A 13,550-nucleotide genomic window follows, 5' to 3' on the forward strand; every position below is an offset into this window, starting at 1 on the left:
TTTTCAAACAAAAATTAAATTTTAAGATAATTCAAAAAATAACTTTCGCTCAATTTCTTAATATTATACCATTTTTATCGAAAAAAATTTACTGACAGAAAGCTCAGTAAATTTAAAAGAATAAAAATTACTGACAGCCTTGTCAGTAATAATAATTTCACTATTTTTTAAAGCAAATCTAGTTTTTTCAACTCATTATCGATTTGTCCCAAAACTTCATCAAGATGTTCAGGATTATTGACAAAATCAATAGAATCACCATCGATTCTCAATTTTGGCGAAATGTTGTAATTTTTATACCAATCAGGATATTCATCATGCACTTGAGCATAATAATCTTTTAGTCCTTCTTGATTTTCAATTTGTTCAAATGAACGTCCACGTTGTGCAATTCTTGAGAGCATTGTTTCAAATGACACATCAATATAAACCAATAAATCCGGACGTTTTTTGGGCATTCCATCAAGTTCTTCTAACATATTTGCTAATAAATCTTGATAAATTTCCAATTCAGTTTTTGTTACATTTCCATTTTTATAGTTCAAAGTTAGGAAAAGTTCATCCTCAAAAATCGAACGGTCAAGCACGTTATTATCCTGACGATAAGCCATTTTAATTGATTCAAAACGTTTATTCAAAAAATAGATTTGTAGCAAGAAAGCATACTTTTGAGGGTCTTGATAATAAAGATCAAGAACAGGATTATTGTCCACCGCTTCATAAAAAACATCCGTTTTTAAATGTTCTCCTAAAGCCTTTGCTAGACTCGACTTCCCTGCACCAATTGTACCTGCTAATACGATCAAAATTGTCTTTTCCTCCTCGTCATTTCTTCAAAAGAAAGAAATGAATTTATAAATCTATTTTATTATAGCCGAATTTTTTAAATTTACAACTATTTATTAATTTTAAAAACTAAAAAATCATTTTAGTTATTACTTCTCTTTTTTCAAAAACTCACGAACTTGAGATGAGAAATAGAGAGAGCCTGTAACTAATAACAAATCATCTTCAGCTAAATTTTTTTGCGCACGAACTAAAGCTAATTCCCAACTTGGAGCCAATTCAACCCCTTCTTCTTCCAATCTTTGAAAATCTCCCAAATTCAAAGCTTTTGGATAATCAAAAGTTGTCAAAATCAGATGCGAATTTTTCACAGTTTGAAGCATTTTTATCATTTGACTAATATCTTTTGTGGTAATGGCTGAAAAAATGATTGTAATTTTTTTATCTGGAAACTCAGAGCTAAGATTTTCAAGCAAACGATTCATCGCATGAACATTATGAGCACCATCCAGTAAAATGAGTGGTTTTTCACCCAATTTTTCCATACGAGCTGGCCAAAAAGCCTCACGAATTCCAGAGCGAATCACATCCTCAGTCAATTCAATCCCAACCTTACTTGCATAAACCAGAGAAAGTTCAATAGCCATACCAGCATTTTCTATTTGATGTAAGCCAACTAAAGATTTTTCAATATCCAATATTGCTTCTTGACCAGAAAAGAAATTAAAATGTTCGTGTTCTTCCACTTCCGTACGATAATCATATGGAAATTGATAAACACGCGCTGTATTTTTTCTAGCCACTTCCCATATAACCCGAAGTGCTTTTAATTCAATATTTCCAACAACTACTGGAATTCCTGGTTTAATAATTCCAGCCTTTTGAGCTGCGATTTCTTCAATGGTCGAACCAAGAATATCAATATGATCTAAACCAATTGTTGTAATTCCAGAAACAACAGGTTTAATCACATTTGTTGAATCAAGAAGTCCACCTAAACCAACTTCAATAACCGCTAAATCAACCTGCTCATCAGAGAAATATTTAAAAGCCATTGCCGTGATAATTTCAAATTCGGTAATTCCAGTCAGTTCAGCATCTTTATCAAGTTCAGCAACAAGTGGTTGGATCATTTCTACATAATAAATTAATTTATCATCAGCAATCGGGAGTGCATTAATCGACATCCGCTCACCAAAAGTGGTGATGAAAGGACTTGTGAAAGAAGCAACCTTCAGACCTGCCTGCATAAAGATTGAGCGTGTGAAAGCGACTGTGGAGCCTTTTCCATTTGTTCCAGCAACGTGAATCATTGACAAAGACTCTTCTGGATGACCAAGCAATTCTAAAAGGGCCGAAACACGACTTAGGCCTGGGCGAATATTAAATTTTAAACGTGAATGTATCCATTCCAATGCTTCTTCTATAGACATTTTGTGACCTTTTCTACTTTATCTTTTGTATTGATAATATTTTTTAAATTCATCAGGAGCTTCAGTTCTATCAAGAAGGAAAAAAGGCAATTCAGCAAGGCCTGCTTCTTTTTCTTTTAGTTCCAATAGAAAACGAAAATCAATGTGTTGATGTTCTTTCTCATTCTTAATTTTGTTGTAAGGAATATTAATCAAGTTAACATCTACCAACTTGCCTGATTCTGACGCTGAAAAACCTGTTTCTTCATGGAACTCACGAATCGCAGTTTCCAATGGCTTTTCTCCTAGTTCAACATGACCTGCTGGAAGCAAAAGCTCCTTTTGATAAGGGTGTTCAATAAAAAATAGTTTATGTTTTTTAAAAACTAATGCACTTGCTGACAATTGTAAATCTGGATTCTTTTTCCCCCGAAGCTCTAAAGTCGAATTTTTCAATAATCGAATAATCTCGGAAAATTTTTCTTCACTTCCAATAGCAGATAAAGCTTGAATTTCAGCAATTAGGTCTTCATTCATTTTTAAAATTCCTTATAAATTTCAATTGCATCGAGTAAACGTTTAGTCTCCTTAACATCATGAACACGCAAAATCCGTCCCCCGTCAGCAACCATTTGCGCTTCTAGGACAAGGCTTGAAAAAAGCCGCTCATCTCCTTGGGCATTGAAGAGTTTTCCCATAAATGACTTACGAGAGATTGCAATCATAAGAGGTAAACCTATTCTGCTTAAAATTTCAGTTGCTTTAACCCGCTCAAGACTATCTGAACCTGAATCTCCATTAAAAAAACCAACTCCAGGATCAATAACGATTTGCTCAGCTTTTAAACCAAGTTGAAGTAACTCTTCTTTTTTATTTTCAAAAAATAATGGAAGTTCTTCATAAACATTATCAGCATAACTAAAACCAGCTCGCCCATTATTCATAGCAACTAAAGCCGGTTGATACTTTTCTACCACTTTTAATTTATCATTTGTATCAAAACCATCAATATCGTTAATAATATCAACCCCAGCGTCTAAAACTCGTTCCATGACATAAGCTTCATCCGTATCGACAGCAAAAATCGCTTTAGGAAAGTTTTTTTTCAACTCAAGAATAGGTTCTTTCAGTCTGTTCCATTCCTCTTCTGGGCTAATATCGTCATATCCTGGTTTCGATGATTTCCCTCCCAGCTCAAGAACAGAAGCTCCATTTTCTAAATCAGCTTCTACTCTTTTTAAAATATGAGAGAGGTTTAAATTATCTGGATTTCCATCATAAAAAGAGTCTGGTGTAACATTGACGATTGAATAGACAATTGACTTTCTAGTTAAATCAAAATTGAAATTTTTACCTGACCAAATGATTTGATGACGCTTATAAATCACTTCAAGCATTTTTTTATCTTCATCATTTTCAAAAAGATTAATCAATTTTGCTAAGTCATCAATTGTTAAAACTACTAACAAGGAGTCTGGAGCCAGTCTTGTCAAACTACCATTTCGATAAAGTTTTTTTTGAAGAGAAATCATTTCATTGTGATTTAACTCATCAAATTTTAGGATAATATTTTTAAGAGAAAAAGATTCTTGATTAAGTTCTAAGATTTTCATAAAAGACTTTCTAAAAATTCCATTCTTTTTTCATTATTTTCTTTAAATTCACCTAAAAAATAAGAAGTTTTAGTAATAGAATTTACTTTTTTTACTCCACGCATTTCAACGCACATATGACGTCCTTCAACAAGAACTGCCACTCCTTTAGGATTCAAAATATCAGTCAAAATATCTCCAATATCATGAGTGATATTTTCTTGAACCGAGAGTTTGCGCGAAACATAATCAACTAAACGGGGAATTTTTGACAAGCCAATAATTTTTCCATCAGCTGGAATATATGCAACATGAGCTTTCCCAAAAAATGGTAACATATGATGCTCACACATTGAATAAAAAGGAATATCTTTAATCAACACGATTGAATCCGTTTTAGAAGAATCAATTTCAAAAAGTTTATACTCATTAAACTTGCTTAAGCGTTGTGACGAAAGAATTTCTTCATACATTTTAGCTACTCTTGCTGGAGTTTCAAGTAATCCTTCTCGATTTGGATTTTCACCTACTGCAAAGAGAATCTCTTTAACGGCATCTTCAATACGATTTCTCGGTGTTTTTTCTTCTTTTATTACATGGAGCTCTTGTTCACTTACTGAAAGTTCGGCTATTGCTTTTTCTATTGACGCATAATATTTAAAGTCTTTATCAATAAGTTCAAAAATAGGTTTCAAGACAAAAAGACGATTAAAAGCTTCTTTATGTGGAATAACCAAGTTTTCTTCTTGCATTTCTAAGTCGTCATAGAAAATAATATCAATATCAATTGTTCTTGGCCCCCAATGAATTTTTCGCTCACGGTTCAAAGATAACTCAACTTCATGAATAAAAGATAATAATTCCAAAGGTTCAAGTAGCGTTGCCACCTTTAATGCCAAATTAGTAAAATCATCTTGTTTGACGCCGCCGACTGGAGTACTTTCATAAAAATTTGATACTTTTTCAATCATAATTTTAGGGTGTTTTCCCAATAAACGAATGGCTTCATGTAAATAATACTGACGGTCACCAATATTACTTCCCATGCTTAAGTAAGTTGTTTGCATAAGTCCTCCATTTAGACATAATCTTTTATGATTTTGTTTCTCTTCTATCTCTTTAAAATATTTATCTTAAAAACCAGCTTTAGCCTCTCATCTCAATTTCAGCTGAATCAAAAATTCCTTCAATCGGTACGGCTAATTTTCTAAGATGGACTTCAACCGTTGATATACGCTCTGAAGTAGCCTTTACTGCTTGAATAATTTCAAAGGCAACATGTTCAATTAAATCAGCTTTTGAAGATTCTACAACTGCTTTTGTTGCCTCATAGAAATCAACATAAGACAAAGTTTCATCTAATTCGTCTTTTCCTGAAAAATCAAAATTTGTTTCCACGATTAAATCAATTTCGAGATTTTGTCCGAGAACTTTTTCTTCTGGCAGAACACCAATATGTGCCCTAAATTTTATATTATTAAGTTTTATTTTGTACATATTTCCTCTTTTTAAGTGTAGAAAAGGCTATGAATCTCTTCATAGCACTATTTTCAGAGATATCTTAAAATCGCTTCCCAAGCTTCTTCAAATCCTGTCTTATCAGTAGAAGAAAAGATAATAAAATCATCTGTACTATCAAATTTCATTGCTTTTTTGATAATAGATTCATGTTTATTCCACTTACCACGTGGAACTTTATCGGCTTTGGTCGCAACTAAAATCACTGGAATATGGTAGTATTTCAAAAACTCATACATCATCAAATCATCTTCTGAGGGTTCATGACGAATATCAACTAAGCTGACAACTGCTTTTAAATTTTCTCTTGTTGTCAAATATTCCTCAATCATTTTACCCCATTTTTCGCGTTCCTTTTTAGAAACACGAGCGTAGCCGTAACCAGGTACGTCAACGAAATGAAGTTGATCATCAATATTATAAAAATTGAGCAACTGTGTTTTACCAGGTTGACCAGAAGTTCTGGCAAAGTTTTTACGATTAAGTAAAGTATTAATAAAACTTGATTTACCGACATTTGAACGCCCAGCTAAGGCAATTTCTGGCCAATCATTTTCTGGATATTGTTTTTTTGATGCTGCTGAAATTGTTATTGTCAGATTATTTGTATTTATGGTCATTTTTTCTTGGCCTCTCGAATCATTTGTGGCTCAGCTTTTCCGTCAACAACTGCTTCATTAATAATAACTTTTGTAATTTCTTCATGACTTGGAACTTCAAACATGATATCCATCATTACTTCTTCAATAATTGAACGAAGTCCACGCGCTCCTGTTTTGCGCTCAATTGCTTTTCTAGCAATTGCCATGAGGGCTTCATCTTCAAATTCAAGTTCAACATTATCAAATAAAAGGAGTTGTTTATATTGTTTAATCAAAGCATTTTTAGGTTCTGTCAAAATTTGAATCAAATCCTCTTCGGTCAAACGTTCCAAAGCAGCAACAATTGGCAGACGACCAATAAATTCAGGAATTAATCCGAATTTTTGAATGTCCTCGGCAATAATTTCTTGCATATAAGAATCATCGTCATTTAATTTTTTATTATTGGCACCAAAACCAATAATTTTTTCACCTAAACGTTGTTTGACAATTTCTTCAATCCCGTCAAAAGCTCCACCAACAATAAATAAGATATTTTTGGTATCAATTTGAATCATTTCTTGATTAGGATGTTTACGTCCACCTTGTGGTGGAACACTAGCTACCGTTCCTTCAATAATTTTCAAAAGGGCTTGTTGAACACCTTCCCCGGAAACGTCACGAGTAATTGATACATTTTCAGATTTTTTAGCAATTTTATCAATTTCATCGATATAGATAATTCCACGTTCAGCACGTTCAATATTGAAATCACTCGCTTGTAAAAGTTTTAAGAGAATATTTTCAACGTCTTCTCCAACATAACCAGCTTCAGTTAAACTTGTCGCATCTGCAATCGCAAATGGAACGTTGAGTGATTTCGCTAAAGTTTGAGCGAGAAAAGTCTTACCAGAACCGGTAGGTCCGATTAATAGAATATTTGATTTTTGTAGTTCAATATCTTCAGCAATTTTACTTGCTGCAAAATTAATTCGTTTGTAATGATTATAAACGGCAACTGCAAGTGCACGTTTTGCTTTTTCTTGACCTATCACATATTCATTTAAATGGTCAAACATTTCTTTAGGTGTTTTAACTTCAAGCATTTCTGAATCTTGTTCTTCTCTTAATTCTTCTTCTAAGATTCGAGTTGAAAGTTCAATACATTCATTACAAATATAAACGTCTGAACCGGCAATCATTTTTTTTACATCATCTTGACTCTTTCCACAGAAAGAACAATGTATATTTGGATTTTGTGTATTTGACATAGTTATTTTATTCCTGATTTCACTAACATAAAAAGTAAGTGTTATTGGCTTACTTAAAAGGCACTTTTTCTATTTTTTAAAATAAAGTTCCAGAAAAAGCGTGAATTGTATTTACGAGGTTCGTAAAAGCATTGAGTAAAAACAATACTCCCAGACCCCAACGTTTTTTTCTAAAGCATTGAATAGCGATGACAATGCTAATCCAACAAAGGAGAGCTGTGAAAAGCCCAAAAATTGATTTTGTCATGGTTGTTTCACTTTTTCATATTTTTTAATTGTAAAAGTATAAGAATTCCGCTCATCTTTATCGTGAAATTTTTCAGAGACTAGCTTAAATCTTCCAAAGTCAAATGTACTTGGAAAATAAGTATCTCCTTTAAATTTTTCATGAACAACTGTTCGATAGAGCAATTCAAGTTCAGATTCAAAAAGGGCTAAAATTTCAGCTCCTCCTGTGATAAATAAGTCTTTATTTTGCTTATGGTACCAATCTAGAACTTCCTTAGGGCTGTGCATGATGAGCACTTTTTCATTATCTGATTGATAAGTTTCATCGCGAGTTAAAATAATACTTATTCTCCCTGGCAATACACGTTTATTCATTCCTTCAAACGTTTTTCGTCCCATCAAAATCACTTGATTCATGGTTGTTTCTTTAAAATGTTGTTGTTCAGCAGGTAAAGACCAAGGCATTTTATCAGCTTCACCGATAAGACCTGCTTCATCTTCTGCCCATATTCCAATTATCATAGCAACCCCTCTCATTGATTTTTACTTTTACTATTATAGCAAATTTTTGCTGTTTTCGCTTTGACAAGTTTGATATTAGTCACTCATTTTTAAAAATAATTTCTTTTTTTTATCAAAAAAATTTAGTTTTCTCTTTACAAAATACAAAAGAAGTGGTATGATATCAATTATATTAATTTGTTTCAATCTTTCCTGTTATGATTAAAGCAAATTAGTCCCCCAACTAGACTTCTTGCTGAGATTGACTCCGAGGGGTCTAGTTTTTTTGTTTTTTACTTTAATTAATTTACTGACAGCTCTTCTGCTTATGGTAAAATGTTCTTAAATAATTGCATTTTACTCATAGATTTTTTGATAAGGCTGTCAGTAAAATTTTTGTTATTAAGAAAGTGTATTTCATGAATCATATTGCTCTTTTTGAACCTCGTATTCATTTCAATACAGGAAATATCGCCCGCACTTGTGCGGCTACTAATACCGTTTTACATTTAATTGAACCCTTTGGTTTTGAAATTTCTGATAAGCATCTTAAACGTGCTGGTTTAGACTATTGGGATAAGGTAAATATTGTCTATCATAAAAATTTAGATGATTTTATGAATTCAATTAATGACGGAGGACAACTCTATTTGGTCAGTAAATTTGCTGAGCATGTTTATTCTGACGTTGATTACTCCGATGATGAAAAAGATCACTACTTCTTGTTTGGCCGTGAAGATACAGGTTTACCTGAAGAATTTATGCATGAACATCGTGATGAATGCATTCGTATTCCAATGAATGACGAACATGTTCGGTCATTAAATTTATCAAATTGTGCTTGTATGATTGTCTATGAAGCTTTAAAACAACAAGATTTCCGTGGACTAGAACTCGTTCATACTTATGAAAAAGATAAGTTAAAATAATTGTATTTATAAATAGACAAACGCCCTATTACTGACAGGCGTTTTTTTATTGTTCTTTTATTTAGCGGGTGCTATAATGAAGGCAAATAAGAAGGAGATACAAAAATAAGGAGCATTTTATGAAGGCTAAACTAGGCAATGAAATTGTTGAATATTGGCAAATCAGCCTGACTAAACCCGCAAACGAATCGTGGGTCTTAGAGGCTTTTAAGAAAGGACAGCTCTCGTGGTCTGGTCAATTTGCAATGAATAAGGAGACCAAAGAAAAATTACTTGCTGACGGAATGTCTACAAAAAATCCAGCTGAGCATGATACCCTTTCTAAAGAAATAAAACATTTGGACTGGCTAGGGCTTTATATTTCGCCAAATAAGCTGAGTAATGCTTATCCGGATAATGTTTATCTTGTAGTCAATCAAGTACGTATTCCAGCCTTTGGACGACTTGGAGAGTACCTCCTAGTAGCACCTGATGGTTCTTTTGAAATTTACTCTGAAAAGAAATTTCAGCGAGATTTAGAAAAAATTCAATAAAAAAACCACCTCAACGGTGGTTTTTATTTTATTTTGTTTCGTCAGTAACTAATTCATCTTTTTTTCCATGATTAAATACTAAATTCAGGATAATTGCTGAAACAGTACTCATCACAATCCCATTAGAAACAAAAGGTTGAATAAAGCTTGGAAGTGCTGTAAATAAGTTTGTTGAGTTAAAACCAACACCCATCGCAATAGCAACTGCAGCAATCAGAAGATTTTGATTTCCTTCAAATTCAACTTTTGCCAGCATTCTAATTCCTTGTGTGGCAACCATACCAAACATAATCAACATCGCTCCACCCAATACTGGAGTTGGAATAAGTTGTGCAACAGCGGCAAATTTTGGAATAAGTCCTAATACAATTAAAAATCCAGCTGTGAAATAAATAGGTTTACGTGTTTTAATTCCTGATAATTGCACTAAACCAACGTTTTGTGAAAAACCAGTGTAAGGGAAAGTGTTGAAAACACCACCAAGAAATACAGCAAATCCTTCCGCACGATAACCATTACGCAAACGTTTTTCATCAAGATTTTCACCAGTAATATCAGCAAGAGCTAAATAAACTCCTGTTGATTCAACCAATGACACGATAGCAATAATAATCATCATTAATGAATCAGCCAAATAAAATTTAGGTGCTGAGAAATAAAAAGGTTGTGGCAAGTGTGCCCATGGTGCTTGAGAAACAACTGAAAAATCAACTAAGCCCATGCTAGCAGCCAAAATTGTTCCAGCAATAAGTCCAATTAAAATAGCAATAGAACGAATAAATCCAGTAGTAAAGATATTAATTAAAAGAATAATCACTATAGTGGAAACAGCTAAAATTAAACTTTGGATTGTTGGTTTATCAACATTATTACCCATATTGCCAATAGCAACAGGAATAAGGCTTAAACCAATTGTTGTAATTACTGAACCAGTAACGATTGGTGGAAATAGTTTTCGGATTTTAGAGAAAATTCCTGAAACCAAAATAACGAAAACCCCTGCAACCATTAATGAACCAAACATTGCTCCAGAGCCATGTCTTTGACCAATAATAATTAATGGAGCAACAGATTGAAAAGCAACACCAAGGACAACTGGTAAGCCAATCCCAAAGTGCTTACGTAGTTGGAGTTGCAAGAAAGTGGCTAAACCACACATGAAAATATCTGCCGAAATTAAATAGGTTAACTGAGTAGCTGAGTAATTTAAAGCTCCAGCAATCATGATTGGAACAAGAATTGAACCTGAATACATGGCCAGCAGATGTTGTAATCCTAAAACAGCAGATTTTGAGTTACTTTGCTCCTGGCTTTGTTCATTTTTTTGAGACATTTTGATTTTCCTTAAATTTTTCTTTTTTTATTTTCTTATTGCTTAAGCTTAGTCGAAATCTTTATCATCGGCTGGGGCGAAGATGACTTTACCATCTTCAAATTTTTCAATCCGGGCAAGACTGGTAAGTTTCATTCCTTGGTCAAGAAGTTTTTGACGGCCATCTTGGAAAGATTTTTCAATCACCATTCCTAAACCGACAACTTCTGCTTTAGCTTGTTCCATTAAATGAACCAAACCAAGTGCTGCTTGACCATTAGCTAAAAAGTCATCAATAATCAAGACTTTATCGCCTTCTTCAATGAGTTTGCTTGAAATTTGGACAGTTGAAGTTAATTTTTTAGTGAAAGAATAAACTTCTGTAATCAATAAATCATCATTCATAGTTACATTTTTTGCTTTTTTAGCAAAAATCATTGGAACGTTGAGTGATTCAGCAGCATATAAAGCAGGGGCAATCCCACTTGCTTCAATGGTTACGACTTTTGTAACTCCTGCATTTGCATAAACCTGTGCAAAACGTTTCCCGATTTCCTTCATCAATTGATAATCCACTTGGTGTGTCAAAAAGCGGTCAACTTTAAGAATGTCTTGTCCTAATACTTGACCGTCTGTATGAATGCGGTCTTCTAATAACTTCATTATTCTCTCCTTAAAAAAATTTTTTCTCATCTGTGCCCACAGGTGAGAAAAACGTCTCGTTATAAAAAATAACAAGACGTTTCAAATACGCAAAAAAGAAATTAAATTTTCTAAAAAATCGAATTTGCTTATTGTCTCGCATTTACGGTACGAGGTAGAAACGCCCAGCCATATCCTAGGTATAAATAAGATTGTTCTATTATAGACTAAATGCTAAAGTTTTTCAAGCATAAGTTTTGGTATTCCCGAACAATGGGAAAGAAAATGCTTACTAAATCGCATCACCATTCCAAATTGAGTTTTTAACAACAACATAATCAACTTTTGTCAGCGCAGACAAATCACGACCACCAGCATAAGAAATTGAACTTTGGAGATCTTCTTCCATTTCTTTCAATGTATCTTTAAGTGAGCCTTTGTGAGGAAGGAGAATTTTCTTTCCTTCGACATTTTTGTGTTCACCTTTTTGATATTCTGAAGCCGAACCAAAATATTCTTTGAAAAGTTGTCCGTCACGTTCAACAGTTTGTCCTGGTGATTCTTCGTGTGCAGCAAAAAGTGAACCGACCATTACCATTGTTGCTCCCATACGGATTGATTTCGCAATATCGCCATGGGTACGAATTCCGCCGTCAGCAATAACTGGTTTACTTGCTGCTTTAGCACACCATTTTACCGCTGCAAGTTGCCAACCACCTGTACCAAATCCAGTTTTAACTTTTGTGATACATACTTTCCCTGGACCAATGCCTACTTTAGTCGCATCTGCTCCAGCGTTTTCCAATTCACGGACAGCTTCTGGCGTTCCAACATTTCCAGCAATCACAAAAGTTTGTGGCATCAAACGTTTAATCAATTGAATCGTTTTAATAACAGAATCTGCATGTCCATGAGCAATATCAATTGTAATAAATTCGGGAATGAGTGCGTCTGCTGAAATTTCACGAATAAAAGCATGTTCATCTGCTTTAACACCAACAGAAATTGAAGCAATCAGGCCTTGTTGGTGCATTTTTTTTATAAATGCCGCTCTATTTTCTGCTTCAAAACGGTGCATGATATAGAAATAGCCTTCTTTTGCAAGCATTTCAGCAATTTTATCATCAATAATGGTTTGCATATTCGCTGGAACAACAGGGAGCTTGAACGTAAAATTTCCTAGTTTTACGCTTGTGTCTGCTTCTAAACGGCTGTTAATGACACATTTATTTGGGATAAGTTGGATGTCTTCGTAGTCAAATACTGAGTTTAGATTATTCATTGCAATTTCTCCTTGAGAATGAGTAGGCTTTTATGAATTTCTAGCCTGTGAACTCATTTATGATTTGATTTACAGAAAAGACCGACCAAACCCTTCGGGTTTCACTAGTTGAACGATTATAAAATCTCTGTCTGCTCAACCTTCCTTATTCATTTTATCTCAATTAAACGGTTTTTTTAGGTATTTACTTCTATTTCTTCAAAAAACACATTATATCATTCGGAAATAACAAACAATAAAAAAACACCGATCATTCTGTCAGTATTTTTTCTTTAAAAATAAAGTTCCACGTCTATAAATGACAAAAAAGATTAATTCATAGATGAGTAAAAAGATTAAAAAGCTATGCATGAAAAATTGCTCAGGCAAAACGCTAATAATCGGGTCTGTCGCTGGGTCAAAGAGCCAACTATTATCCCGAAAAAGCACTTCATGAAAAGCTACAAAAAATCGGTCAAAGCCAATTAGCCAAGCAATAACTCCAATTGCTAAAGGAAATAGCATAACAACTCTAAGCGCATTATGGAAAACAATCGAAAGATTTTCTTTTATAAATCGAATAGTGAAAGGAATCAAAATGATTGTCAGAAAGAAAACAAGCATAAACAAATTTTTCACTTCTGCGAAATGGTGAAGACCACTTGCTGACGAAGGGAAATCTGGCATAGATAGTTTCGTTTCCAAAGGATTAATTAAATAATTCATCAGAATTAAAAAATTATGCCATATTTTACCGGCAGTCATTTGAACTAAATCGGTTAATTGATACCAAAAAATTTCACCAAAAAATAAGGGAATCGCCAAAAAAATAGTTAAAGTTACTGACAAGGCAATAATCCATAAAATACTAAATCCAAAAATGACTTTATCTCTCATAGGCGCTCCCAAAGTATTCTAAAATTTACTGACAGAAATTAATTTTTCCGTCAGTAAATTTTTAAAAGCAATCAATTACTGACAGAC

At 33.5% G+C, this 13,550-nt stretch carries 15 protein-coding genes and 1 riboswitch; of the genes, 2 read left to right on the top strand and 13 right to left on the bottom strand.

Annotated elements, in window-relative coordinates; genetic code table 11:
* Window positions 1-167: 167 nt before the first annotated feature.
* From MHB61_RS03150 to MHB61_RS03190, 9 genes are all read right to left on the bottom strand, one after another.
* Window positions 168-809, bottom strand: coding sequence for a deoxynucleoside kinase (locus MHB61_RS03150; RefSeq protein WP_032398530.1), 642 nt, complete (start codon window positions 807-809; stop codon window positions 168-170).
* Between the two features lie 126 nt (window positions 810-935).
* Window positions 936-2,219 (bottom strand): bifunctional folylpolyglutamate synthase/dihydrofolate synthase, encoded by a 1,284-nt coding sequence (locus MHB61_RS03155; RefSeq protein WP_003132113.1) that lies wholly within the window; start codon window positions 2,217-2,219, stop codon window positions 936-938.
* Between the two features lie 18 nt (window positions 2,220-2,237).
* A complete protein-coding gene (locus MHB61_RS03160) occupies window positions 2,238-2,735 on the bottom strand; it encodes an NUDIX domain-containing protein (protein WP_003132112.1) in 498 nt (165 codons plus the stop codon).
* A 2-nt stretch (window positions 2,736-2,737) separates the two neighbouring features.
* Window positions 2,738-3,811: a dihydropteroate synthase gene (folP, locus tag MHB61_RS03165; RefSeq protein WP_003132109.1), complete on the bottom strand. Its 1,074-nt coding sequence runs from the start codon at window positions 3,809-3,811 to the stop codon at window positions 2,738-2,740.
* Window positions 3,808-4,857: a GTP cyclohydrolase I FolE gene (gene folE / locus MHB61_RS03170; RefSeq protein WP_014570583.1), complete on the bottom strand. Its 1,050-nt coding sequence runs from the start codon at window positions 4,855-4,857 to the stop codon at window positions 3,808-3,810. The genes folP and folE overlap by 4 nt, the downstream gene beginning before the upstream one ends.
* 79 nt (window positions 4,858-4,936) lie before the next feature.
* The gene (gene folB / locus MHB61_RS03175; RefSeq protein WP_003132106.1) at window positions 4,937-5,287 is read right to left on the bottom strand and encodes a dihydroneopterin aldolase; all 351 of its coding nucleotides are present in this window, start codon (window positions 5,285-5,287) and stop codon (window positions 4,937-4,939) included.
* Window positions 5,288-5,340: 53 nt separating this feature from the next.
* Window positions 5,341-5,928, bottom strand: coding sequence for a ribosome biogenesis GTP-binding protein YihA/YsxC (gene yihA / locus MHB61_RS03180; RefSeq protein WP_010905788.1), 588 nt, complete (start codon window positions 5,926-5,928; stop codon window positions 5,341-5,343).
* A complete protein-coding gene (gene clpX, locus MHB61_RS03185) occupies window positions 5,925-7,160 on the bottom strand; it encodes an ATP-dependent Clp protease ATP-binding subunit ClpX (protein ID WP_014570582.1) in 1,236 nt (411 codons plus the stop codon). Before clpX ends, yihA begins: the two co-directional genes overlap by 4 nt.
* A 243-nt stretch (window positions 7,161-7,403) precedes the next feature.
* Window positions 7,404-7,910, bottom strand: coding sequence for a dihydrofolate reductase (locus MHB61_RS03190; protein ID WP_010905786.1), 507 nt, complete (start codon window positions 7,908-7,910; stop codon window positions 7,404-7,406).
* Window positions 7,911-8,308: 398 nt separating this feature from the next.
* On the opposite strand from MHB61_RS03190, the gene MHB61_RS03195 reads away from it, so the two are divergent.
* Complete coding sequence (locus MHB61_RS03195) at window positions 8,309-8,818, top strand: tRNA (cytidine(34)-2'-O)-methyltransferase (protein WP_010905785.1); 510 nt, start codon at window positions 8,309-8,311, stop codon at window positions 8,816-8,818.
* A gap of 119 nt (window positions 8,819-8,937) precedes the next feature.
* Window positions 8,938-9,351 (top strand): hypothetical protein, encoded by a 414-nt coding sequence (locus MHB61_RS03200; protein ID WP_003132097.1) that lies wholly within the window; start codon window positions 8,938-8,940, stop codon window positions 9,349-9,351.
* A 28-nt stretch (window positions 9,352-9,379) separates the two neighbouring features.
* On the opposite strand, the gene MHB61_RS03205 is transcribed toward MHB61_RS03200, so the two are convergent.
* The 4 genes from MHB61_RS03205 to MHB61_RS03220 all read right to left on the bottom strand — a co-directional run bounded on the left by MHB61_RS03205 (window position 9,380) and on the right by MHB61_RS03220 (window position 13,463).
* Window positions 9,380-10,684 carry a nucleobase:cation symporter-2 family protein gene (locus tag MHB61_RS03205; RefSeq protein ID WP_003132095.1) on the bottom strand — a complete coding sequence of 435 codons (1,305 nt, stop codon included), beginning with the start codon at window positions 10,682-10,684 and terminating at the stop codon, window positions 9,380-9,382.
* A 48-nt stretch (window positions 10,685-10,732) separates the two neighbouring features.
* Entirely contained in the window at window positions 10,733-11,326 is a 594-nt protein-coding gene (locus tag MHB61_RS03210) for a xanthine phosphoribosyltransferase (protein WP_003132093.1), read from the bottom strand.
* Between the two features lie 111 nt (window positions 11,327-11,437).
* A riboswitch (purine riboswitch) is annotated at window positions 11,438-11,535 on the bottom strand.
* A 62-nt stretch (window positions 11,536-11,597) separates the two neighbouring features.
* Entirely contained in the window at window positions 11,598-12,587 is a 990-nt protein-coding gene (gene guaC, locus MHB61_RS03215) for a GMP reductase (RefSeq protein ID WP_010905784.1), read from the bottom strand.
* A 258-nt stretch (window positions 12,588-12,845) separates the two neighbouring features.
* On the bottom strand, window positions 12,846-13,463 hold the full coding sequence (locus MHB61_RS03220) for a TIGR01906 family membrane protein (protein ID WP_003132091.1): 618 nt from the start codon (window positions 13,461-13,463) through the stop codon (window positions 12,846-12,848).
* Window positions 13,464-13,550: the final 87 nt, after the last annotated feature.

The organism is Lactococcus sp. FSL K6-0773 (assembly GCF_038006485.1).
In the GTDB taxonomy this organism is placed as follows: domain Bacteria; phylum Bacillota; class Bacilli; order Lactobacillales; family Streptococcaceae; genus Lactococcus; species Lactococcus lactis.

Excerpts from the sequence above, each read along its gene's own strand:
- folE (WP_014570583.1), bottom strand. The coding sequence starts at position 4,857 with ATGCAAACAACTTACTTAAGCATGGGAAGTAATATTGGTGACCGTCAG.
- MHB61_RS03200 (WP_003132097.1), top strand. The coding sequence starts at position 8,938 with ATGAAGGCTAAACTAGGCAATGAAATTGTTGAATATTGGCAAATCAGC.
- folP (WP_003132109.1), bottom strand. The coding sequence starts at position 3,811 with ATGAAAATCTTAGAACTTAATCAAGAATCTTTTTCTCTTAAAAATATT.
- MHB61_RS03155 (WP_003132113.1), bottom strand. The coding sequence starts at position 2,219 with ATGTCTATAGAAGAAGCATTGGAATGGATACATTCACGTTTAAAATTT.
- guaC (WP_010905784.1), bottom strand. The coding sequence starts at position 12,587 with ATGAATAATCTAAACTCAGTATTTGACTACGAAGACATCCAACTTATC.
- folB (WP_003132106.1), bottom strand. The coding sequence starts at position 5,287 with ATGTACAAAATAAAACTTAATAATATAAAATTTAGGGCACATATTGGT.
- MHB61_RS03160 (WP_003132112.1), bottom strand. The coding sequence starts at position 2,735 with ATGAATGAAGACCTAATTGCTGAAATTCAAGCTTTATCTGCTATTGGA.
- clpX (WP_014570582.1), bottom strand. The coding sequence starts at position 7,160 with ATGTCAAATACACAAAATCCAAATATACATTGTTCTTTCTGTGGAAAG.
- MHB61_RS03205 (WP_003132095.1), bottom strand. The coding sequence starts at position 10,684 with ATGTCTCAAAAAAATGAACAAAGCCAGGAGCAAAGTAACTCAAAATCT.
- MHB61_RS03220 (WP_003132091.1), bottom strand. The coding sequence starts at position 13,463 with ATGAGAGATAAAGTCATTTTTGGATTTAGTATTTTATGGATTATTGCC.
- yihA (WP_010905788.1), bottom strand. The coding sequence starts at position 5,928 with ATGACCATAAATACAAATAATCTGACAATAACAATTTCAGCAGCATCA.
- MHB61_RS03195 (WP_010905785.1), top strand. The coding sequence starts at position 8,309 with ATGAATCATATTGCTCTTTTTGAACCTCGTATTCATTTCAATACAGGA.
- MHB61_RS03210 (WP_003132093.1), bottom strand. The coding sequence starts at position 11,326 with ATGAAGTTATTAGAAGACCGCATTCATACAGACGGTCAAGTATTAGGA.
- MHB61_RS03190 (WP_010905786.1), bottom strand. The coding sequence starts at position 7,910 with ATGATAATTGGAATATGGGCAGAAGATGAAGCAGGTCTTATCGGTGAA.